At 32.4% G+C, this 22,765-nt stretch carries 30 protein-coding genes and 1 CRISPR repeat array; of the genes, 3 read left to right on the top strand and 27 right to left on the bottom strand.

Annotated elements, in window-relative coordinates; translation table 11 throughout:
* The 22 genes from SFBMNL_RS00660 to SFBMNL_RS00555 form a co-directional block, all read right to left on the bottom strand.
* Positions 1 to 363: a head decoration protein gene (locus SFBMNL_RS00660; protein ID WP_052341882.1), complete on the bottom strand. Its 363-nt coding sequence runs from the start codon at positions 361 to 363 to the stop codon at positions 1 to 3.
* Positions 363 to 1,361: a head maturation protease, ClpP-related gene (locus tag SFBMNL_RS08065; RefSeq protein ID WP_052341881.1), complete on the bottom strand. Its 999-nt coding sequence runs from the start codon at positions 1,359 to 1,361 to the stop codon at positions 363 to 365. The genes SFBMNL_RS00660 and SFBMNL_RS08065 overlap by 1 nt, the downstream gene beginning before the upstream one ends.
* Entirely contained in the window at positions 1,362 to 2,915 is a 1,554-nt protein-coding gene (locus SFBMNL_RS00650; RefSeq protein WP_042294026.1) for a phage portal protein, read from the bottom strand.
* 8 nt (positions 2,916 to 2,923) lie between these two features.
* Entirely contained in the window at positions 2,924 to 3,172 is a 249-nt protein-coding gene (locus SFBMNL_RS00645) for a DUF6148 family protein (protein ID WP_242838792.1), read from the bottom strand.
* Positions 3,169 to 4,947, bottom strand: coding sequence for a phage terminase large subunit family protein (locus tag SFBMNL_RS00640; RefSeq protein WP_052341879.1), 1,779 nt, complete (start codon positions 4,945 to 4,947; stop codon positions 3,169 to 3,171). Before SFBMNL_RS00640 ends, SFBMNL_RS00645 begins: the two co-directional genes overlap by 4 nt.
* Positions 4,940 to 5,419, bottom strand: a complete 480-nt coding sequence (locus SFBMNL_RS00635) for a hypothetical protein (protein WP_042294023.1) — start codon at positions 5,417 to 5,419, stop codon at positions 4,940 to 4,942. Before SFBMNL_RS00635 ends, SFBMNL_RS00640 begins: the two co-directional genes overlap by 8 nt.
* 191 nt (positions 5,420 to 5,610) lie before the next feature.
* Positions 5,611 to 5,862 carry a DUF3310 domain-containing protein gene (locus SFBMNL_RS00630; RefSeq protein WP_052341878.1) on the bottom strand — a complete coding sequence of 84 codons (252 nt, stop codon included), beginning with the start codon at positions 5,860 to 5,862 and terminating at the stop codon, positions 5,611 to 5,613.
* Between the two features lie 68 nt (positions 5,863 to 5,930).
* Positions 5,931 to 6,377, bottom strand: a complete 447-nt coding sequence (locus tag SFBMNL_RS00625; protein ID WP_042294021.1) for a type II toxin-antitoxin system HicB family antitoxin — start codon at positions 6,375 to 6,377, stop codon at positions 5,931 to 5,933.
* 133 nt (positions 6,378 to 6,510) lie between these two features.
* A complete protein-coding gene (locus SFBMNL_RS00620; RefSeq protein ID WP_042294019.1) occupies positions 6,511 to 6,708 on the bottom strand; it encodes a type II toxin-antitoxin system HicA family toxin in 198 nt (65 codons plus the stop codon).
* Positions 6,709 to 6,974: 266 nt separating this feature from the next.
* Positions 6,975 to 7,190 carry a helix-turn-helix domain-containing protein gene (locus tag SFBMNL_RS00615; protein WP_042294014.1) on the bottom strand — a complete coding sequence of 72 codons (216 nt, stop codon included), beginning with the start codon at positions 7,188 to 7,190 and terminating at the stop codon, positions 6,975 to 6,977.
* Entirely contained in the window at positions 7,177 to 7,611 is a 435-nt protein-coding gene (locus tag SFBMNL_RS00610) for a hypothetical protein (RefSeq protein ID WP_242838768.1), read from the bottom strand. Before SFBMNL_RS00610 ends, SFBMNL_RS00615 begins: the two co-directional genes overlap by 14 nt.
* Positions 7,612 to 7,614: 3 nt before the next feature.
* Positions 7,615 to 8,955, bottom strand: a complete 1,341-nt coding sequence (locus SFBMNL_RS00605) for an SNF2-related protein (RefSeq protein ID WP_042294010.1) — start codon at positions 8,953 to 8,955, stop codon at positions 7,615 to 7,617.
* Positions 8,907 to 9,239 (bottom strand): VRR-NUC domain-containing protein, encoded by a 333-nt coding sequence (locus SFBMNL_RS00600; RefSeq protein ID WP_369751270.1) that lies wholly within the window; start codon positions 9,237 to 9,239, stop codon positions 8,907 to 8,909. Before SFBMNL_RS00600 ends, SFBMNL_RS00605 begins: the two co-directional genes overlap by 49 nt.
* 269 nt (positions 9,240 to 9,508) lie before the next feature.
* Positions 9,509 to 12,013: a virulence-associated E family protein gene (locus SFBMNL_RS00595; protein ID WP_042294005.1), complete on the bottom strand. Its 2,505-nt coding sequence runs from the start codon at positions 12,011 to 12,013 to the stop codon at positions 9,509 to 9,511.
* A gap of 15 nt (positions 12,014 to 12,028) precedes the next feature.
* Positions 12,029 to 13,948 (bottom strand): DNA polymerase, encoded by a 1,920-nt coding sequence (locus SFBMNL_RS00590; RefSeq protein WP_042294004.1) that lies wholly within the window; start codon positions 13,946 to 13,948, stop codon positions 12,029 to 12,031.
* Entirely contained in the window at positions 13,948 to 14,508 is a 561-nt protein-coding gene (locus SFBMNL_RS00585; RefSeq protein WP_042294002.1) for a DUF2815 family protein, read from the bottom strand. The genes SFBMNL_RS00590 and SFBMNL_RS00585 overlap by 1 nt, the downstream gene beginning before the upstream one ends.
* Positions 14,509 to 14,523: 15 nt before the next feature.
* On the bottom strand, positions 14,524 to 15,660 hold the full coding sequence (locus SFBMNL_RS00580; protein WP_042294001.1) for a DUF2800 domain-containing protein: 1,137 nt from the start codon (positions 15,658 to 15,660) through the stop codon (positions 14,524 to 14,526).
* On the bottom strand, positions 15,660 to 15,959 hold the full coding sequence (locus SFBMNL_RS00575; protein WP_042293999.1) for a hypothetical protein: 300 nt from the start codon (positions 15,957 to 15,959) through the stop codon (positions 15,660 to 15,662). Before SFBMNL_RS00575 ends, SFBMNL_RS00580 begins: the two co-directional genes overlap by 1 nt.
* A gap of 16 nt (positions 15,960 to 15,975) precedes the next feature.
* Positions 15,976 to 16,242, bottom strand: a complete 267-nt coding sequence (locus SFBMNL_RS00570) for a hypothetical protein (protein ID WP_042293996.1) — start codon at positions 16,240 to 16,242, stop codon at positions 15,976 to 15,978.
* Positions 16,243 to 16,328: 86 nt separating this feature from the next.
* A complete protein-coding gene (locus SFBMNL_RS00565) occupies positions 16,329 to 16,508 on the bottom strand; it encodes a hypothetical protein (RefSeq protein ID WP_005807556.1) in 180 nt (59 codons plus the stop codon).
* 4 nt (positions 16,509 to 16,512) lie between these two features.
* Entirely contained in the window at positions 16,513 to 16,731 is a 219-nt protein-coding gene (locus tag SFBMNL_RS00560; RefSeq protein ID WP_005807558.1) for a helix-turn-helix domain-containing protein, read from the bottom strand.
* A 44-nt stretch (positions 16,732 to 16,775) separates the two neighbouring features.
* A complete protein-coding gene (locus SFBMNL_RS00555; protein ID WP_042293992.1) occupies positions 16,776 to 16,976 on the bottom strand; it encodes a helix-turn-helix transcriptional regulator in 201 nt (66 codons plus the stop codon).
* Between the two features lie 118 nt (positions 16,977 to 17,094).
* Here SFBMNL_RS00555 and SFBMNL_RS00550 point away from each other — a divergent pair, with 118 nt between their 5' ends.
* Complete coding sequence (locus SFBMNL_RS00550) at positions 17,095 to 17,310, top strand: helix-turn-helix domain-containing protein (protein ID WP_005807562.1); 216 nt, start codon at positions 17,095 to 17,097, stop codon at positions 17,308 to 17,310.
* Between the two features lie 118 nt (positions 17,311 to 17,428).
* Here SFBMNL_RS00550 and SFBMNL_RS00545 read toward each other — a convergent pair whose 3' ends face one another.
* A complete protein-coding gene (locus SFBMNL_RS00545; protein WP_042293990.1) occupies positions 17,429 to 17,632 on the bottom strand; it encodes a DUF739 family protein in 204 nt (67 codons plus the stop codon).
* A 139-nt stretch (positions 17,633 to 17,771) separates the two neighbouring features.
* Between SFBMNL_RS00545 and SFBMNL_RS08135 the strand changes: the two genes are divergently transcribed.
* Positions 17,772 to 18,485, top strand: coding sequence for a helix-turn-helix domain-containing protein (locus tag SFBMNL_RS08135; RefSeq protein WP_081832567.1), 714 nt, complete (start codon positions 17,772 to 17,774; stop codon positions 18,483 to 18,485).
* A 47-nt stretch (positions 18,486 to 18,532) separates the two neighbouring features.
* Positions 18,533 to 18,827: direct repeats of the CRISPR family, unit length 32 nt; unit sequence ATTTCAATCCACGCACCTGCGTGAGGTGCGAC.
* Between the two features lie 395 nt (positions 18,828 to 19,222).
* On the opposite strand, the gene SFBMNL_RS00530 is transcribed toward SFBMNL_RS08135, so the two are convergent.
* On the bottom strand, positions 19,223 to 19,957 hold the full coding sequence (locus tag SFBMNL_RS00530) for a DUF3644 domain-containing protein (RefSeq protein WP_005807572.1): 735 nt from the start codon (positions 19,955 to 19,957) through the stop codon (positions 19,223 to 19,225).
* Between SFBMNL_RS00530 and SFBMNL_RS08540 the strand changes: the two genes are divergently transcribed.
* Positions 19,896 to 20,549, top strand: coding sequence for a LexA family protein (locus tag SFBMNL_RS08540; RefSeq protein ID WP_369751272.1), 654 nt, complete (start codon positions 19,896 to 19,898; stop codon positions 20,547 to 20,549). The genes SFBMNL_RS00530 and SFBMNL_RS08540 overlap by 62 nt on opposite strands.
* Positions 20,550 to 20,723: 174 nt before the next feature.
* On the opposite strand, the gene SFBMNL_RS00520 is transcribed toward SFBMNL_RS08540, so the two are convergent.
* The 3 genes from SFBMNL_RS00520 to SFBMNL_RS00510 are packed head-to-tail and all read right to left on the bottom strand — an operon-like array spanning position 20,724 to position 22,697.
* On the bottom strand, positions 20,724 to 21,659 hold the full coding sequence (locus SFBMNL_RS00520; RefSeq protein ID WP_042293986.1) for a hypothetical protein: 936 nt from the start codon (positions 21,657 to 21,659) through the stop codon (positions 20,724 to 20,726).
* Positions 21,619 to 22,155 (bottom strand): hypothetical protein, encoded by a 537-nt coding sequence (locus SFBMNL_RS00515; protein WP_144238980.1) that lies wholly within the window; start codon positions 22,153 to 22,155, stop codon positions 21,619 to 21,621. Before SFBMNL_RS00515 ends, SFBMNL_RS00520 begins: the two co-directional genes overlap by 41 nt.
* Positions 22,156 to 22,205: 50 nt before the next feature.
* The gene (locus tag SFBMNL_RS00510; protein WP_042293983.1) at positions 22,206 to 22,697 is read right to left on the bottom strand and encodes a hypothetical protein; all 492 of its coding nucleotides are present in this window, start codon (positions 22,695 to 22,697) and stop codon (positions 22,206 to 22,208) included.
* Positions 22,698 to 22,765: the final 68 nt, after the last annotated feature.

Here is a 22,765-nt window from a genome sequence, read left to right as displayed (position 1 = left end):
TTACACCTCCGTAGCAATATAGATATTTACAATCCTAAGATCATCCACACAATTTAAAATATTGTCATTGTCATCTATGTACACTTGACTTAAATTAAATTGACCTGATGTATAACATGTAGCAGTAATATCTCCTAAATTAACATTATGAGCTAACACACAATTTGGTGTTTGAGATCCATCTACTGCACTAGTATTAACTAATTTATACTTACCGCTACTCGTTACTTTGCCAAGTATTGCACCCTTATTTAGTTCTGTCTGATCGTTTTCTAGCTCTACCGTAGCTGTTATTAGAGGATATTTAACACCCCCTAGCATACTATTTCTATCGCACGATCCAATATCCTTAATATAATCCATTACTTACATCCCCCTCTCTCAAACGCTCTAGCGATAATGTTAAATATATTAGTCATATCTGCATTATTTTCAGTCTCTAATGTTTTACCCTTATTGTTATCTATACTATATGATGCTACATCATTAACTCCCGATTCTCTATTAACATTAACATGATTCAAAAAAGCTCCCATGCCATTAACCTTATTTTGTTTAATTGCTTCGTAAGCTAGTTTCTCAGCATTCCAATTAAGTTCATATTTAGCTTTATCGACTAAATCTTTATCTATCATGTTAGCTATACCATCTATAGCTTTTAATCTTTCTCTTTCTGCTGTTACTTCGTTCATAGATACTTCCCCTTTGCCTTCAAAATTAAAAGGTACTTGCAAATAACCACAATCTAGGCTATTAACAAATACCTTATTATTTTTGTTTTCGTATTTAACATTATTGTTATATAAAACAATATCAGCAAATCCCATCTCTGCCGCGTCTTTAGCTGTAATCCATGTTTCTTTGGACATCATTTCATACAGCTCCTCTTTTGATATTTTTACTTTTGATAGATATGACTCTATTATCGACTCTTTTATTTTATCGAGTGCTTGAGTATTAGATTTCAATTCTTCTTTATTATAATTGCCGTTTAATATTGTAGTAGGGTCGTGTATCATCAATAGAGAGTTAACAGGCATATATACAATATCAGCAGCCATTAATATAATAGTTGCAGCACTGGCTGCTATACCATCAACATAACAATTTATTTTAGATTTGCACCTTTTAAGCTTATTATATATTCCGCATGCTGCAAATACAGATCCCCCAGTACTATTTATATAGACGTTTATAGCATCTTTATTTTTATACTTATCAAGCTCACGTATAAACTTATTTTCTGATGTATATTGCTCTCCATAATATTCTTTTATCCAGTTATCATCGCTCTCTATCATCCCTTTAATATAGAGATCAATAGAATTAGGTGTTTCATCTTTAAAATTCCAAAAATTCACTCAATTACCCTCCTTAACATTATTAACTGTATATAATCCCTGGTTTTCTCTCTCTAATACCCTTAGATTGCTCTCAAAGTCCATTCCTGTAAGCTCTTGAGCCTCTTTTTCACGCGTTGAAAAACCATTATCTATCCTTAATTTTGCTGCTTGAACCTCTTTCACTGGGTCTATTTGACCTTGTGCGATCCCAATCCATGTAGCACTACTCCATAATTTCATCATAGATTTACTAGAAAAATACCCTCTCGCCTTAATTTTACCCTTACTTATAGCCTCAAAAAGCCACATCTCGTAAACTGGTTGACAAAAATCACTTATGAACCACTCCCTATTAAGTCTAAATAACCTCCAAGCTTCAAGGAGTGCTGCTCTTGATGCACTATAAGAGCTGTTAAAACTCTTAACTAATACTTCATAAGGTATTTCTAGGGTTGCCCCTATAAGTTTTGTTATTTGGCTTGAGAACGACTCGAAAGAACTAGACGGTCTCTTAGGATCAGAGAAAACAACCTTCTCACCACTACCTAGCACATTTATGGTACCAGCTCCTAATTCATAATTTTCGGCTCTTTCTTCAGCTGTTAAAACTGATTCATCATCTAGGATAGATCTTTGAAACGGCATAGAAGTTGGATCTGCAACATTTTCTATAAATACAGAATAAAATGAGTTAATAATCGCTGCTGTAACCTCTGCCTCTGTGTATCTTTCCATACTTTTTATAAGCTCAATTATAGGCGATAAAAAAGGGACTCCTCTATATTGTCCTGCCCTTTCAGCGTTAAAACTAAACAAAACGTTAGGAAATCCCGTGTATTCATTATACGCTTTTATTCTAGTCCATTTAATCGGATTATTATAATTAAATCCAACTTGTGGATGATTATTACTTATCCAGTATGCTAATGGTTTACCTCTATTATTAACCTCTATGCCACTTATAATCTTGTTGCCATCCCTAGTTAAATTAACTGCTACCGATCCATCTGGATTACTTAATCTATCTGACTCAACTAGATGTAGTTTTAAATCATAATCATCAGTCATGTCACTATAATTAACCAGTGCTATAGCATCCCCATTGAGGAGCACTCCAAGAAGTGCCATAGACTGGAGCTCGTAAAAATTATTAAGTCCTAGATAGTCACACTCTTTAGATGTCGCCCATATACTAAACTCCCTCTCAACATTTTTACACCATCGTCTACCTTCTTCTCTCGTTAATCCTAAGGATTCGTAATCTATATTGGGTTTAAGCTTTAATCCACTACCAACAATATTAGATCTCATAACTTTAATAGCTGCAGTTCCAAGCCCTCCACCCATGTACAGACTTCTCGATCTCTGCCTTAATATATGTAAATTATCATTAATATCCTCTAATGGAGATTTAGATGATGCTGTCCAACCTCTAAGGGAGTTTTTTCTTTTCGACGCTCCACTCTGGCTATACCCAGAGTTAACAATTGTATGGGTTGTAGATCTATCTCTAATCCTTTTTAATCCCCATGCAGGGCTTATGTAATTAATTGCTTTATCAATCCAATTCATAACATCTCCTATAGATCTCTAATAACTACTCTATAACTCTTTCTTAGACCTTGACCTTTTAATTGTAACTCTAATTCTTTCTTCTTAAGGATCAGATTATCAATCATTTCTCTAACCTCTTTTAGGTTTGCCCTCTCCAAGGTCTTACTCCCTATAGTGTAGCTTTGTGCACCCTCTAATATTTTAGATTCTGCTTCTAAATATATAGCTAACCGTTCATTTACAACATCTAATTCTCTTAATATTTCCCTTCTCACATATCCCAAATACTCCTCCTCCTTTTTCTTTTTATAGGTCTTGCGGTTTCTTTTTTACTATTTTGTCTTACAAATATACTCTTGTAGTTATCCCATCTAGGGAGAATAAATTTAAGAGCACAATAAGCATATACTCTGCAATCTAAGGCTTCATTCCTTTTTCTGATACTCTGCCACACATATTGGGTTGACCCTCCAACACTCTTTAATACCCTTTTCTCCGAGAATAGCTGGTTAAAATACTCTAGATTATACTCTTCAGATCGTGGAAAATGTGCTCTAAAGACAGTACTATCAGGATCACACATCTGTAGTACGTGCTCTTTACCGTTATTAACTCCTAATAATATAAGATAAATACCATAACTTTTAATAAATGTAGGATTTGGGTGTATTAATCCTTCATTTATTGCATTTCTTCCCTTTATTGCAAATATGCGTTTCATTTTGCTTGCAAATTCGTATACCTTATCAGTATAGTGCCCTCCAGAGTCGATAAAACTCATACTTATTGTGAGAGTAGTTCCATCTTCTTTTTCATATTCTGTGTTTAATATACTGTATAACTCTTCCCATACTCGTCCGATAGATGGGTTGCCTACAATAACACCTTTTTGTATACCCCAGCTTTCGTCATCGTCGGCCCATCCTACAATCTCATACTCTAATCTATTATCCTGAGTATCTATTCCGCATGTTAATACCTTAACTTGATCAGGTATCTTAATGTAATCCTCACGGAGTCCATATAACTTTTGAGCATTACCAACATCTCCTTTAACCTCAAAAGGCAAACCTAAAACTGTATTATAAAATACTTGCAGTTGTGAATCTCCAGCTCTTTTTGATCTCTTATAATCTTTTGCGATACTCTCCCAACTAACCCAAGGAGATGCAAATGCATTAAGATTATAACTCTTAATCTTAGCATCAGGTGTATTATGATACCATCTACCCTTAATACTATTACTTTTCCACTCATGCTCACTTGCATAACTACCACAACGAGTACAGTACATCTCATATGTATCAATATCTAAATACTCAAAATTAAGCTCTTGATACTCGTGACAATTAGGACAGGGTAATTCCCACACTCCTCTACTACCTTTGTTATAGCATTCCTCGATTTTGCTAGCATCTTTGAGTGTGGGAGTTGATACCTTTATTATCTTGCGATCAAAAAATGTTGTGGTACGTTTCTCAACTATCGTAACCGGATCTCCCTCTTTACCTGCAGACACTGGGTAACGGTCAATCTCATCGCATAAAAGTACTTTAATTGGTCTAGATGCAAGGGATGATGGTGCATTTGCCCCAACAATTGTGATATGCCCACCCTCAAATCCTTTATGAAGCTTAGTGTTACTAGAATTTCTACTCTTAGCTTCATACACCTTACCCTTAAGAACTTCTGTATCTCTTATCATAGTTGATAACCTGTCCTCCGAGAACGCATTAGCAATCTCTTCTGTTGGGAGTACTACCATAATCGGAGATGGATCTTGATGTATACAATACCCAATAAGGTTAAGGATAAGCTCTGTTTTACCAACTTGGGCTGAAGCCATTATTACAACCTCCTCGATACTCTTATCGCTTATTGCTCTCATGGGTTCCATCATATATGGAGTCCTCTTTGTATCCCATTTACCAATCTCAGAGGATGACTCAGGGGAGAGTTCCCTATACTTATCAGCCCACTCAACTAGGTCAAAATCTGATATAGATAATATATTAAGGCACTCAGTATACCAATCCTTTAATTTATCCATCAAAATTACCCTTAGATATATTGTTAAGTGCAGTTATAACAAGGTTATGTATCTTAGATTTAACATCCCTTCTCATATCATCATCTGTCATTAAATACCCAAGCTCCATAACAATTTTATTCTCAAGATTAAGACAAGATCTTTTAAAAGCTATAAATCCATCATTAAGATTTTTAATCACTTCTTCTTTGGGTAGGTAATCTTCTTTTTCAATCTTAAGTTTAAGATCATGTAATTCTGACTGAGCTTTTTTAAGATCTATCTCATATTTCAATTTTTGCTCTTGTAATGATAAATTTTCTAAATTCTCCGCCCCTATTTCCCCTCCTCCGATTACACCTCTCCATTTTAAAACTTCCTTCAAATTATAACTATGCCCTTTTCTCGGACACCCCTTATTTACCCATCTTGTAATGGTTCTAGCATCAACTTCCAAAAATTCAGCAAGTTCTTTTTTCTTCATCAAAATCATAAAAATCACCTCCAAAAAACCAAATTAAAAAAGGACAAGGACACGATTTTTTTTGATGAAAACTAGAGATATTTCGGGGTCACGGCACCGCAATGGTTTTAATACTCTAGAAGTACCTATAAAAATAATACTCCTCAAATAAAAAATTAAGTATACCTTGTTGTTAATTACCACCAATAACATAAATCTATTTACATAACTTTTTCATTTTTATGATCAACCATCCAAGTTAAATATGTTACTGCCTTTTTAATATCTTTAATTTCTCCACCCTTACTATTGTATCTACTGAGATATTTAATTGCATTACCAATTAAATATCCCTCAAATTGATTTCTTGTTAATTTATCTTTTATAAAATATATCGTTTCAACATCTCCCGAATAATGATTCGATGTCAAAATATAATCATACATATTGTTATTTCTATCTATATTAATCATTTTATATTTCCTTCCAAATGTTGAAATAAAAATAGTTGTTGCAAAACTTACAACAACTATTTAAATATTTACTCTTTATTAATTCCATACATCTTGTCTTTAGCACGATTTATTTCATCTAATAATGCATTTTGTAACACTTTAGAAAAATTTATTCCTAATTCTAAAGCCTCGTCATTCATCCATTTAGGTATTGTTAAATTCTTTTTAACAGATTTATCAAAATGCTTTTTAGCATAATCATCTGCATCAACTGTTACTATTTGTTTAATAGCTTCTACATAATCTCCTTCTGTTTTTTCATCAACCTCAACCAAATTTAAATCAAGTGTTGGTTTCGGTATTTCTTGATTTTGTTCCTTACACCACCTAATTTCTCCCGCTAAACAATCAATAGCCATCCTTGTTGCATCTTCCAAATCCTTTCCATGTGTTGTTACTCTAAAATCAGGAAATGTTACACTATAAGCTCCATCTTCAAGTTTATAAAATACGGCTGGATATGAAACTAACATTTTAAAACTTCCCTTCTTTGAACCTAAGAGAAAATTAATAAACTTTATAAGATCTAATATAAATTTAAATCATTGAAAAAATATTTATTTGTTTTGGGATACTTAGGAGATTAACTCCTAAGTATCTTTAAATCTATTTTAATCTCACTTCAATTCCTGCATATTTAAAAATAGATTTTAATGTTTTAATATCTATATCTTTATTAGTATGTTTAGGTATTGTAATTTTTCCTTTTTTCATGGGATGTATATAATGAAAATGTGAACCTTTAGAATTCTTTTCTATCCATCCATTTTCTTTTAATATTTTTTCAACTTGTCTAAAATTCATTAATTTCCTCCCTCCTTATATAATAAGTATATCATATAATGCCGATTATGTCAATACTCATTTTAAAAATTTTTATTTATATTTTAAAATGACAATTAATTTACATCTAGGTTAGTTAAATTATTAAATTTTTACATTCTAATTATCTCACAACGCAAGATGGAAATGATGGGAAATCTACGGAACTTTTAGGAAATTTACGGAAGTGTTTTTAAAAAATATAAAAAAAGAGAACCTAAAAGGCTCTCGTTTTTACTACCAAAATATTAATTTTTCAACTTCTTAGGTCGTATCTCAATTTCACAATCTAAAGCTTCAAGCATTAATAAAAACGTATCTAACTTAACCACATTCCGCTTACTCTCAATCCTAGATATAATCCTAGCATTCATATAAACTGCATTAGCTAAATCATACTGATACCAACCCTTCTCTTTTCGCTTTTCAACTACCAAATCTATCAATTTATCATAATCGTACATCAGTCTCTCTCCTTATCTCACATAATTTAATCGCTTTATCATGGATCTGACGAGTTCTTTTCTCACTTCGACTAATATGTATAGCTATAGATTTCCAAGGCTCAGAATTGAAATAACGCTCAATTAAGACTATTCTATGCATATTATCATCCAAATCATTAATAAGGGCAAAAGCTTTTTTCTTAGCCTCTAACAATCCTTTAGATTTATCAATTATAACTTTTTCTAAATCTACATACCCATCCACAATACTATAGACACCATCTATATCCTTACTACCGCTAACTCTCTCAGAAATGTTTGATGTTATAGCTAGAGCCCTCGCTCCTAATCTATCCTTCAAAGTCATCAAACTCTTTATCTCTAGATCCGCAAATCTTATATGCTCTAACAAATCTTTAATTGATCCCAAATCAAACACTCCTTATCTATATTTAAAAGCTAAGTAATCCAATAACTCATCTTGCACCTTACCTTTACGCTGTAACGTTTCTAGCACCCTTTCCTCAACAGTATTTTCACATATCAAATGATGTATAAACACATTATGCTTTTGTCCTTGTCTGTGTAATCTGGCATTAGCTTGTTGGTATAGCTCTAGATTCCAAGGTAGTCCAAACCACACAATAACATTGCCGCCATCTTGTAGATTAAGTCCATATGCACTAGACGCTGGATGGGTAAGTAGTAATTTAATTTTACCCTTATTCCAAGCATCGATATTATCTTGTGATAACTCTTTTGCAAAATCAAATCTATTTATTATCCTATCCAGATCATGCTTATACTGATAAAAACATAAAATAGGACTATCTAGAGTACTCTCAACTATCTCCTCCAACTTGTCCAATTTATCATCACGCACTACCTGATATTTATCTCCATCCGTATAAACTGCACCATTACATAACTGCAATAACTTATTAATTAAAACTGACTTAGATGCAGCTGTAACTTCAGATCCTTTATCAAACTCAAAATAAAATTCTTTCTCTAATTCATCATAAGACCGCCTATTTTCTAAACTTATTTCGTGATTAACAAATATCTTATCTGGTAGATCCAAATAATCATCAGCCTTCATGCTTATACAAATGTCAGATATTTCTTTATTAATCAATTTATCCGCTCCAGATTTTAATTTATAGGTAAATATCCTATAACTATCTCTCTTATCAGGTACAAAATAAGTATCCCTAAATCTAGTCAAGGTCTTACCAAGTCTCTCACCACTATCAAGTAGGTATATCTGACTCCAAAGGTCTATGTACCCATTAGGGTTAGGTGTACCCGTCAACCCCACAACCCTGGAACTTTTACCTATAACTTTCTTAAGAGACTTAAATCTACTAGCAGATGGATTTTTAAAACTGGATAACTCATCAATAACCACCATGTCAAAATCCCAATCTCTACCTAAATATGTAACAAGCCAAGACACATTCTCCCTATTGATCACATATATATCTGCTTGTGTCTCTAATGCCTTAATCCTCTTATTCTTATCTCCTAATACAAGAGACATGCTTAAATTAGTTAAATGATCCCACTTAGATAACTCTTTAACCCATGTATCTTCTGCTACTTTTAAAGGCGCTATTATTACAACCTTATTGACTTCAAAGCGATTAAACATTAAATCATTAATAGCTGTTAGAGTTATAACCGTTTTACCCAATCCCATATCTAAAAATAAACCGCATCTATCAATCTCGATTATCTTGTTAATTGCTTCTTCTTGGTATTTGTGAGGTCTAAATTCCACTCCCCGCAAACCTCCTCTATTTTGTCCTTATTATCTATAACATAAACTCTAAAACCTAAACTCCTTAATTTATCATGTATAAAACTTTGAATCTTACGAGGTTTTTTACCTTTTTGTTTAAACTCTACAAAAAACATTCTGCCTCCCGGTAAAAGAATTAATCTATCCGGAATCCCGACAAACCCTGTTAGTTTTATACACAAACCTCCATTAGATTCAGTTTTAGTTTTAAAGTAATTCTCTATTGTTTTTTCCAACATAAAAACTCCATTAAATTTATCCATCAAAAGTGTAGTTTTACCAAACCTAGATATTATCTACTTTTAAGGTTTTAATAACTACAAACTACAACTTCTACCCAATTTCCTATATAGTTATATAAAAATATATATCTGTATATCTATATACCCTTATATTTTTTATTATTTTACTCTTTTATATATAGTATTGTAGTTATTGTAGTTAATATAGTTATAAGTCTTATATTTTAAAGGTTAAGGGTTGCTACAGTTTTAAATCAAACCGTAGCTAACATTGTAGTGTTTGTAGTTTTTCAAGCTAAATTTTTTCTTTTAAACCCTCTTTGATTTCCGTATAAATATCCAAAATTACGAGGTGTTTTTATCCGCTCCCACTCACCACTCTTAAGTATCAGGGTTGTTATTTCACGACTTTTGCGTTGATCTAAATCCTTTTTGTCCCCCTCGAGTAATTCGCACCACACTTCGATAACACTTATTTTATCTCGTGGTTTTCCTGATTTATTCTCATTTCGAATGTAATTGATCCTCTCAAATACGTCCTTATCGTACCAATCTTCTGGTACAGGCATGTCTAAATACTCATTTATAATACCTTCAAGTGGATTGTGTTTTGTGTGATTTTCTTGCTGCTGTTTTGCTAGGTCACTAGCCTCTTTATCCAATATTAATGATTCGCCAGCCTTATAATATTTAACTGCCTCCGCCCATATTTGATCTACTTCGTAAGAGTTTAATTCTTTCCATATATTCTTTGTAGCTTTGTTAGCATCAACATCTAGTGGCAAGAATCTTCTATTACCTGTCGTATCTCTTAGACAATCGTGGTTGTTGGTAGTACAGATAAAAATACACTGCCTTTTATGGCTCTTTACATTTCTCGCGTAAGCACTTCTATACGTATCCTCTTGTTTTGTCATAAATTGTTTTATGGTTTCTATTTCCGTCCTTGCCATAGCTGCAAGTTCGGCGATTTCTATTATCCAAAATCCTTGTATCTGCTCACATGCCTCTCGCCCTTTAAGTGTCGTTATGCTGTCACTATACCATTCTTTGCCTAACCTATTAATTATCTGACTTTTACCAACACCTTGGTCTCCTACAAGTACTATACTCGTATCCAACTTTATACCTGGCTCAAATACTCTAGCAACAGCTCCAACGAGTGATTTACGTGTTACGGATCTTGAATATATATTATCTTCAACACCCAAGTAATCAATAAACAGTGTATCTAAACGCTTGATCCCATCATGCCTTAGAGATATTAAATACTTTGCGACTGAGTTATATTTATTTTTTCTTACAACTACTTCCCACGCATCATAAGTATTATTGCGGTGATTTATACCATAATTCTTTTCGAGATACGCTCTCAATCCCGCATCGTCAAAATCTTCCCATTGTCTCTTAGTCTTATGTTTTCTATCCCAAGGTAACTCCCCATAGATCCAAATCTTACTATCAAAAGTATCTAACGCAAATTTATTTTTCAAATTTTCATCGTTAGACAAGATAAGTTCAATATTATCAATAGAATGCATAATTATTCTTTTCTTGTTGTATTTTAATTCATTTTTCCATAATTCATCAGGTCTTATTTTTTCTTGTTTTTTATGCTTTTCTGCATAGCTAGTAACGGTATTTCTAAGTACTTCAAACCCGCATTCTTTCGTGTTACATGCTCCGTTACCAGCTCCCTCGAATATCATGACATGATCTCCATACTTTATAGCTATATGTTCCTCGCGCTTTTTAAGTTTACCCTTGTATTTTTTAAAACTTTCTACTTCTCTTGGGTCTATTTTTTTATTTTTGTACGCCAAATAGTTCATAGCTTTAAAAGAAGGCAGATACTTTACATTTATCGTTTGTTTAAATCCCTCGTCCAAATGTCCAAAAATATGGATACGAACTAAATCAAAAGCGTTGCACAATCTGCCACATGTTGGATCAGTCGCATGATTTGAGTATGTGAATAATCCATCATCATATACCAGCACCCCTCCATATGTACTACCCTTGCGATATGTATATCTATCATTCCCACACTCTTTATAGACGTCTGATAAATATTCTTCGATTACCTCATGCACGTTGTAAGCTCTGCAGAAAGCTCCTATTAATCCTTCTTTTTCTCGCGGGTCTTGCTGCTTATTTTTAGACACTCTTATTTTTGTTTGTTCCCTGTCAGATACTGGCCAATTAGCTCTATTCTTCCAACTAATACCGTATAATTTTAATGTCTTATCTACATCTAAAAAGGTTCCGTTTTTATGTTTAAATACATACTCCCCATCTTTACTAACACTCGGATAATACATAAGTCTATGTGGTTGATATGTTGTATCGTCAAACATATCAATCCCTAATTGGCTAGCGACTTTTCTTCCTATAGCTTCATATTCATCCGTGACACACGGCCGAGAAAGTGGTATAATTAATCTGTAGCGAGGATTATCCCTCGTGTGCTTATGCGTCGAGTATAGGCAGTAACTAAAATCTGCACATTCGTCCAAATATTTTATTGAGTCTTGGGTTGCATAGTCAGCGTCTAATGTTAATAAACATCTGTTTATTACATTACCTGATCTACGTAACCCCTTTTTTAATTCACCTCCAACAAACCCACCAACATCTTTAATATCATCTTGTTTATCCTTAGGCATACTGAAATATTCTTCTTGTGTTTCATCTGTTCTGATTGGTTTCCTAAGATTCTCTACAAAATCATCCCAAGTTAACTCCACTTTAGTCCAAAATTTATTTTTTCTGCTATTAGCAACATACATAATCATATAAACAACACCTCATTAATCTTTTTTATAAAAATCTGCTTCGAATCCAGCAGCACTTAAATTTAAACCTTCTGCCCACTTAATAGGCTCAGCCATAATACTCTCTATATCTTCAACTTTAATATCTTTATCAGATTCGAGGATAACCTCATCATGCACGTGGAATATTATCCTATACCCTCTCTTATGTAATCTTTTAATACTCTCTGCTAAGCAATCTCTTGCCACAGCTTGTACAATATTTTCAACAAGCTTTCCCCCGTAGGTTTCGATCTCTTCCCAAACTTTGGTTGTTCCATTTACCCCATTATAAGCTATAGATTCACTGCCAAACCTATTTAATACAATTCGGGGTTTTACATATGCTAATCTCCTACCAGATGGAAGGGTTATAAATAATATCCCATCCTCTCTCTTAAATTTTATACCTTTATCTATGATAGACGCTATGCCTTTAACAGCGTTTATTGCAGATTTTTCAACAGTTTTCCAAAATCTGGTTATATTAGGGTTAGCTGATCTCCAACTATCAACAAGTCCTTGAAGTTCATCTTCATCTAATCCCATGTTAATAGCTCCCATTTGCTTTAATGCTCCAACGCTACCACCGTAACCGAGTGCAAGCTCAGCAATTTTTCCTTTTTGCCTGAGTGGACTGGATTTATTTATAGATTCTAGTGGTACTTTAAACATTTGAGATGCTGAGGCTTCATATATTTTCCCGTGAGTTTCAAATACTTCTATCCTCCATTTTTCATCGGCTAAATAAGCTATTACTCTAGCTTCAATCGCAGAAAAATCGCACACTATAAACTTTTTCCCCTCACTTGGAATAAAAGCTGTCCTTATAAGTTGAGATAATACAGCAGGTATGTTATCGTAGAGCATCTCTAACAGATCATAATCCCCATTAACTATTAAACTTCTAACCTCTTTTAAATTATCTAAATGATTTTGTGGTAAGTTGTGTACTTGTACTAATCTCCCTGCCCATCTACCTGTACGATTTGCTCCGTAGAACTGTAATAAGCCTCTTATACGCCCATCGCTACAAGTACATCTTTTCATAGCCTCGTACTTTTTAACTGATGTCTTACCAAGCTTTAGTTTTAAATCAAGTATTTGTTTTAACTCTGCATCATCTGTATCTTTTATGATATCGGCTATAGTCGATTTATCAACGTTTGATACTTTAAGACCTCTATTAATTAAATACTCTTTGATTTGAGTGCTTGACTTAGGATTAACTCCTCCAGTTAACTCATTAAAAGCTTGCTTACATATGTCTGTGTGGATTGCATCAAATCTTATGGCATTATCCACAAAAACCTCATCCACCTTGATACCTCTGTCATTAATAATCTGATCTATTATGTATAACTCTTGCTCCGAGTCTGATATTGGATACTTACTTAATCTATCTCTTATTGCAGACTCCACTTTTACGTCCTGGATACAATAACTTTTAAATTCCTCCCACTTTATAATATCCTCACTAGGCATACGTCTTTGCCCTTTATAAGGCGTGGAAAAATAATTTATAAGTCTTGTACCTTTAGCATCCTTTTGATCATCTAGATTTAATACCTTAGCTACATCTTTTAAATTGTTAGGTAATCCTAACATTGATGCTTGCACTGCTGTACATCTCCACTCATCAATTGGTAATTTAATATTTAAAAATTTAGATAAACATACCCTCTCAAAATTTGCATTATATGATGTCTTAATAATATTAGGATTAATAAGATCAGCTATAACACTTTGAGGTAATGTTTTTGTCTCTGTTAAATCAATTAGTTTTACTTCGTCGCCATCATATTTATAGGCAAATAAGAGTATAGTAAAAGCAGTAGATCCTGCGTAAGCATAGACCCCTGCTTTTTTAATATCTATATCGCTATAAGTTTCAATGTCTATCGCGAGTGTTCTCATTATCCGAATATCTCATCCATTTCTGCGTTTAAAGTTGCTACATCAATTCCCTCAAAATCTATCTCAGCACTTACTCGTCCTCCTAATGGTTCCCCATCCTCTATCTTCATGAGATTGTTAAGTCCGCAAGCTATTCCTTTATTACCATTAGTATTAAAAGCGTAAAAATTGATTGATGCATATCCATAACAGCCACTATAGAAATCCTCTGGGTTAGTAATTGGATTTTTATATTTATCCAGCATACCTGGTTTATTAACGCTATTTGCATTTACAAAATAACAACCTGCATAAATCTCATCATCTGGTTTTTCAATATCTCCATCTCTTAGTGGTGTTTTAAGATTTGCTGGCACTTTACCATTAAAAACACTCAAACCTATTTTTTTAGCATTTTCAATTGCCTGTTTTATATTATTTAATGTTTGGGTATCCGATTTTGGAATTAGTAAAGATATTGAATATTTAGGATTACTTCCGTTTATACTTTTTGGCTCCCATACATTTGCATAACTAAATCTTACTTTCCCTGTGATTACTTTTGTATTCAAATTTTCCATGTCTTACTCTCCTTATTAAATGTTATTAAAATCGTTAACTGCACTATTGTATACAGGTCTTACATCATCTATTGGTACTAGGGTAGGTTTGCCCATAGGTTTAATAACATGACTGCCCAGCATAGTTTTGAAATTCTTTTTACCTATCATTTTTTCGAGACTACTTAGACTCTTAAGAGTTGTCTCACAAACCTCAGATTCTTTAAAACCTCCACCTTTTAAAATCTCAATCACTTCTGAGTCATCTATATTAAAGGCTCTATTACTCCTCCCCTCAACCAGTTTGAATCCCTTATACTCCTCACCGCTTAAAGCCTTAGTTAAAGCATATTCTTTAATTGTTTTACTCCATCTAACTAGCTCATCTACAGTCCCGAGGATATCTGCTATATCATCAGAACTTAATTCCGCCGGATCTCTAAAATCATATTTAGCTATCTTTAACCTCTCATCAGCATAAGCCTTGCATATAGGGCGAGCTCTACAAAATCCTTCATCACAATGCTTCCCTACTACACAATCACCATCACCGTTAAAAGCTTTTAATGCTTTAACTCTTATGTCCTCACCCCACTCAAGCAGATCATAAACATTTATCTTAAAACTAGATATACTATCCAGCCTAGGTTGTACAATTGTTAAATTAACCTCTTTAATATCACAAATATAATTGTAATCGTTTAATACACCTAGTGCATAGAGCATTAATTGAGGGTTGTTATCTGCAGATACTTTAACACCTTTACCATATTTGAGATCAACTACTTCCGCGGTGTTATCCGATATAATGATTACATCAGATGTCCCAAATCCCTCTGGCACCCATGGACTAAAATCGACCTTTTCCTCTAGTCTGACCGTGCTATAATTGCGATCATATTTATTTACAATCTCCATCACTACATCACAGTAATAATCTGTATACTTGTCCATCTCATCATCATAATCAAGTTTACTAACTTCGGTATCATAAGACTCTTTACCTATTAGATTTAATTCCCTTCTAAGCTTTAATTCACTTAATTCGTGGGCTAAAGTTCCTTCTTTTGCATATGGTGTTTCTTCATTCAGCATCTTACTTTCCAGCACTACTGATAAAGGACAATTGATCCACTTTTTAGCACCACTTGCTGATAATTTAGCATGTAACATTATTGCACCTCACGTATACGCTGTAATAATCTATCATAGTCAGATGTATTTACATCTGTAAGTTTTTCAACATTAAATTCATTTAGTAAATCTTTGGCAGTTTCTTTCCCTTTATCCTTTGCTAACTTTATTAATGCATTCCTCAAGTCATCAATTTTAATATCTGTTTTAGGTTCTTCCCTAACAAATTCAAGTTCCGGGGTAGCTGTTTCTTCAAAACTTAGTAAATTTTCACAAAGAGCGATTAATTTTTTAATCCCGTTAGTATCATTAGAATCTAGCTTAAAAGTTAATATCATAAATTTCAGTCCTCCATTACTGTTTAGTTATATTTTTTACACAAGAATCTATAAACTCATCATCTGTCAGATCATCATTAAAGCTTATCCAATCAGATGCTACATCTGATAGTTCCTCTGGTGTGACTACCTCTAACGTCTCAAAGGTTACAAAATCCCCCGCAAGTATATCTTTTAATTCATCCTTGTCCCATTCTTCTAGTTTTAGTTTGACTATTTTTACCTCTGTATCGTTTGGTTGTACACTATAAGCTATTACCAACTCATCAGTTAACGGATCCATACCTCATACATTTTTATTTGTTAAAAAACTTTTCTTATTATTAAATATTTGATATAATGCAATTGCTTTTTATTTATTTGGAGATTTTATTTTCTCCTTATTATCTTAATAGAGTTAATAAGGATTAAAATAAAGTCTTCTATTTGTGTTTTCAGATTAAAGCTTAACCTATTAGCTTTAATATCTGCCTCGGTCATTTTCAGAGCCTCGGCATAAGTCCTATCATCAACTTGTCCAATTAAAGATTCTATTTGTTTTCTTATCATACTTTTACACTCCTGTTTCTAAATCTCTTATATGTTCCAAATCTGTTAAATCCTTGCCTTCAAACCTTTCTAAAAAATCTAATAGGCTTGTCCTCCTTACTTTTAAACTCCCAAGTTTTAGCGCTGGTAGTAATCCTAATCTTATTAATGTGTAAACATAAGATGGATTGGTTTTAATCAATTTTGATACCTCGGGTACAGTGTATAAAATATCATTTGCCATTTGTCTCAATCTCCTTTTTATGTTATTATGTTACTTATCATTACTTAACGTAATTTATCATTACTAAATAGTTCTTCCACCGTGGTGTTTAATGCTTTTGCTATAGCTAATGCTCTATCCACTCTTGGTAGATGTTTACCTTGTTCTATTTTCTGATAGTTACGTGGGTGTAAACCCACTTTATGAGAAATATAATTTTGAGTTAATCCAGCATTCAATCTCAATTTTTTTAACTTATTGATCATTCTGCCCTCCTTTCTTATTTTGTATACGGCAAATTTGCCTTATGTTTATGAAGCCATATTAACAGGTCTTTTTTGCCGTGTCAAGTATTTATATAAAATTTTTTAGGAGAATTTTTGTATGATTTTACAAAAACGATTAAGAGAAATGAGAAATACTCTACACTTGACACAATCTAAAGTAGCTAAAGATGTAGATATAAATGAAAGAACTTATCAACGCTATGAAAACGGTGATATTGAGCCTAAAGCCTCAAATCTTTTTAAATTAGCAAAATATTTTAACGTATCCACAGACTATTTACTTGGTTTGTCAGATGATCCAACCAGAAGGTAAGCTTAGTTATTGGCTTGCCTTTTCTTTTTCCAACCTTACGCCATTATTATTTTGTTACTTATCATTACTTAACATAATTTATTGTAATTTATCATAACTTTGTATATTTTAAATCTACTTAATCCTCAAAAAAAATATGATCTCTCTGCTTACTATCAAGGTTAAGCAATGCGCATAATCTTTTAATTTCTGACAGCTTAAACTCTGTCCTATTGTTGATTTTATTACTCCACCCCTGCTTACTTAATGACAGTTGACCTGCAATGTATTTGTGTTTTAATCCTGATTTGTGTATACAATCCACTAGCCTTATATTATCCATTTGCTCACCTCCATGTCCATTATGTTTATTATTAATCTACAATCACACTTTACCACCTTGTTTATGTAAAGTCAACATTTTTTTACAAAAAAATCAATTTTTGTTGACTGCTTAATATCTTGCTTACTATAATTTAGATATGGATACTAATATTATTGAAAAAAAGAAACTAGGAGATAAAATCAAACGTATTAGACTAATGCGTGGATTGTCGCAAGATGAATTGGCAAAAAGGTGCGGTTATAAAGCTAGATCTACGATAAATAAGATCGAAACAGGTATCAATGATGTACCACGATCTAAAATAAGATTAATTGCTCAAGCGTTAGATATCAACGAATCCGTACTATTAAATGATCAAGATCATATTGAATTTATCAATGCACAGCAACCTATACAAGTTATTAGTTCAGCTAAATTAATATCATATAAAAATGGTCTTGGTCTAAACGTACAAGCCTGCGTAAAAATACCCATACTTGGTACGGTTATAGCTGGTATACCCATATCGGCGATTGAGGAAATCATAGGATGGGAGGAAATATCACCTAAGCTTGCATCTCAAGGAGAGTATTTTGCTCTCGTAATCAAGGGTGATTCGATGTCTCCCACAATGGATGCTGGAGATGTCGTAATAGTCCGTAAACAACAAGACGTTAACTCTGGAGACATAGCTATAGTTTGCGTTAATGGCGATGAAGCAACATGTAAAAAAATAATAAAACACAAGGACGGTATAAGCCTCGTATCATTAAACTCAAAGTACGAACCAATGTACTACGATAAAAATGACATTGCAGATAAACCCATACACATAATCGGAAAGGTCGTAGAACTTAGACGGAGATTTTAAAACCCCACCTGATTAATTTCAAGTGGGGTTTTATTATATGTCTGACACCTTCAATCCACGCACCTGCGTGAGGTGCGACTGTTTGAAAGACGTAATTCTTTTAGTCTATCTTTATTTCAATCCACGCACCTGCGTGAGGTGCGACCGGGACCAGAAAACCAACATCAGATTTAATTATTATTTCAATCCACGCACCTGCGTGAGGTGCGACAATTTTTTTATGCCTAACATTGGAAATAGAATCATTTCAATCCACGCACCTGCGTGAGGTGCGACGAGGTGCGACTTATATCAAATAATTCACAAATAAATTTCAATCCACGCACCTGCGTGAGGTGCGACCGTTAAATTTAAAAACAGCTGCTAATCATAAATAGACATACTATTTTTGCGAACACTAATATTCTACATAATTCATCTATAAATAGCAATACCAATTATTCTACTACAATCAAGTTTTAATATAACTTCGCGAAACGTCTAAAAATTCTATGTAAACTTATATTTCCGAGTAAAATAACCAACTTAAATAAGCCTAGTTAAACAGATTTTTACCTACAAAATATTGATTTTATAAATTACTTATTGTACAATGTAAGTGTATATGAATAATATACACGATATGTACATATTATATAAATGTAAGCTAACTTGGGATGGATAAGGCTGGGTTCCTAAATAGGAGTAGGTTTAATTTAATAAATTAAACCAAGAATTCCTTTGCCCCTGGGGTTAGCTTATTTTTTTATTTTATTCTTTAAGACTTCTTTAATATTGTTAGGATTTTTTTGTATCAATCCTACGATAAAATTTAAAACTCTTGATGAATATCTATAAGATGGCCTGTTATTAACATTACTTATAAGACAATACTCTTTATTTTCTTTAATTCCGTACACCCTATCAAACAATTCAAAGGTTTGACTATCGATTTTAAACTCAATTCCCAAAGATTTCAATACATTATTTATTTCCCTACACAAACTCTTTTTACTATACTTATACAAATCGACATCATTTTTTAAGATTTCTTCATTAGCCTGGTTAACTATCATATCGGACATATTAACATTGTGAAGTTCACACATTTTCGCTTTAAAATTCACTATACAATACTCTATTTTAGAGTATAAAGATAAGTCAAAACTATCAACTGTATAATGTACAACCGAATTTCTATATCTAATTACAGACTCCAAATGTTTACGTAATATATCATGCTTATTCGTAAATACTTTACTTATACATTCATTTAATCCAATAGTCCTACCCTTATTCTGTTTATTTTTATATACTATTCCTTCTTTCCCCTTCTTACCGATTATATAAGCTTTCAGCATTAATTCCCAAGCATTACATAATAGAATGCAAACAGTTTCAATTTTATAAGGACCACTATAATAACAATACATACAACTAACTAAGCTAAAAATTTCTTTAGATTTTTTAAGCAACTTTTCTTTTTCTTCCATCTTTAAACACCCCCATATTATCTCCTTCTTCACCAATAATTATAACAAGTTATACCCAAATATACTACAATTTCTAAACTTATATTGCCCATTAATTTGTCAGATAAAACTATTATCTTTACTTTTATGTCTAATTCTTTGTAAAATTAAATCAAAAAGGAGATATAAAAATGATTCCAGATCTGATCAATCCAATAAAGCTATTAAAATACCCATACTAGGTACTGTTATAGCGGGTATCCCAATATCGGCGATTGAAGAAATTATCGGTTGGGAAGAGATATCACCTAAACTTGCATCTCAAGGTGACTATTTTGCTTTGAAAATCAAAGGAGATTCTATGTCTCCCACAATGGATGCTGGAGATGTCGTAATAGTCCGTAAACAACAAGACGTTAACTCTGGAGACATAGCTATAGTCTGCGTTAATGGTGACGAGGCAACATGTAAAAAAATAATAAAACACAAGGACGGTATAAGCCTTGTGTCTCTAAATTTAAAATATGAGCCTATGTACTATGATAAAAATGACATTGCAGATAAACCCATACATATAATTGGTAAAGTTATAGAACTACGTAGAAGATTTTAAAAACCGCTCGCTTAATTAATCGAGCGGTTTTCATTATTTATCTAACAACTTCAATCCACGCACCTGCGTGAGGTGCGACTAATGATTCTTTAAAAATATTTGAAAAATATAAGATTTCAATCTGAAATTATCAGTAGGTGGGTTTTTAAAAACTTGTAATATAAATTTGTATTTTTACTCTTCTCCAGTCGATATTTTTAACTTGCTTTTAATTCCTGTGTTTACATCTTCGGCAACGCGTTTTAAAAATTCTGTATATTTTTCCTCATTCCATTGACCTGATGAAACTTCATTATCATAATTTTGTATTATTATAGGCACTATTTCAATATATAAAGTTAATATAAGCTCAAAAATATCTTTGTCGCTAGATACACCAAGACACCTATTAGTTAATAAATTTATGGTTTTGTTCATTAATTTGACACTTATATTCTTATAATGTTTATATTCCATCTCCATGCTAATCTGATCTAACTTATCGCTTTCTATCAAAAAACAAGAAGTGCTAAGGCTCTTAATTACATCTTCTCCTTCTGCTTTAATCGTTGCCAATGAATTTTCCGTATCACCCTTAAACCCTCGAATAGTACAGATACTTAAATCGTTTAGTCCCTCAGATCCCTCTAAAATATTGTTTCCTATATATATTTTACCTATTAGCCATATAAAGTGATATTTCTTAAATGGATAAGTATCTCGTCTAACTTCACTTCTTCCTGTATAAGATAATTTTTTTCTTAACATAGAAAGAGCATCAGAATTTTTATCTATTATATATCTTATCTTACCCTTACTCTTATACACAATTATGAATCCAGTTTTAATAGATGATACGTCATCATCTTTCTGATACCCAACAGGAACATATGTAAATGAAAATTTAAAAGCATTATATTCTATTTTTTGGCCGCTCAATTCTATATTTATATTACTTTCAAATATTTTATCTACCTCCCAATCTAAATATCTAGTACAAGCATTATCATTATTATTTTCTGGTATGCTAGATAATTTTTCTATTATCTCATCTAAAGTATTGCCCGTCGTATCTTCCCATCTAGTAATTCTAATCCCTTCCTTCATCAATTCTGAAACCGTTTGTTTCAAAAATAATCCCCCACTTCTTGTTTATTTTAGGTCTCAATTCTAACGAGATATATTCATCTCTCTCCTTTATCAAACTTAATTTACCTGATTTTAACATTTTTGCGCTACAACTATTTCTAATTTTATCTAAGTCCCAAACCACAGTATTTCCTTCACAATAATAATCTGATCTTGTTTGCGATCCAAGAATAGGATTCGTATCTAAATACATCTTACATTTGTTTAATCTATTTAAATTACCATGCAGCTTAATAAAATAATTTATCATAAAAACACCTTCACAACCTCTAGCACACGGCACAACATCAGACTTGTCCATCTCACTTATGTAAAAAATAAAGCTTATATGCAACTTATATTTGTCCCAAATAATTAAAATGCCTTGGTATATCATCTCAAATATTGCTATATATATGGTTAAGCCGAATTCATACGCACGTACAGAAGGAATAAATCTGATATATTCGGCAATATTAAAAAAATCTGTTAATAACATAGCTACTAACGGGAATATTATCGGCCTAAAAAAGAATTTAGCAAAAATACTCAATACTTGCAATCTAAATAATCCTCAATAATCGTGGAAATTATATTAGAAACTTCATAAAATTCAAATTCACCAACTACAATTACACCATTAACTTTTACCGAAAGAAGCGTATTAAGTTCACCGCTACATATTTTAAATTCAACTTCTTTCATTTCTACGCAATCATTCTCGCTTAAAAATAATAACCTCTGTTTAAGTACACTCCAATAAGCTTCACTCTTACGCATCAAACCTAAAATATTATTAATTTCAATCTGCAATTCACTGTCTTCAACCATAAAGTTTATACTTATAATTTCAGCATTGTATCTTAGAATAAAATGTTCTATTATAGATATCATTACATCTGAAGTTATAATACATTGATTAAAACCTTGTTGTTTTATCCTTTGGATAAAGGGGTAATATTCCTGAACTGAACCATATTCAAAGCAATTAATAGTATTATCAGATAAATTCTTAAACAATTTACCATATTTGCTCTTCATCCAAATCCCTCCTTCCAAAGCTTTATATATAATATATCAGCTTTTATTTATTTTTGTGTTACAAAAAT

The organism is Candidatus Arthromitus sp. SFB-mouse-NL (assembly GCF_000709435.1).
GTDB lineage: Bacteria > Bacillota > Clostridia > Clostridiales > Clostridiaceae > Dwaynesavagella.
The sequence above is the reverse complement of the archived record's forward strand: the minus strand, read 5'-3'. Positions and strand labels throughout refer to the sequence as shown.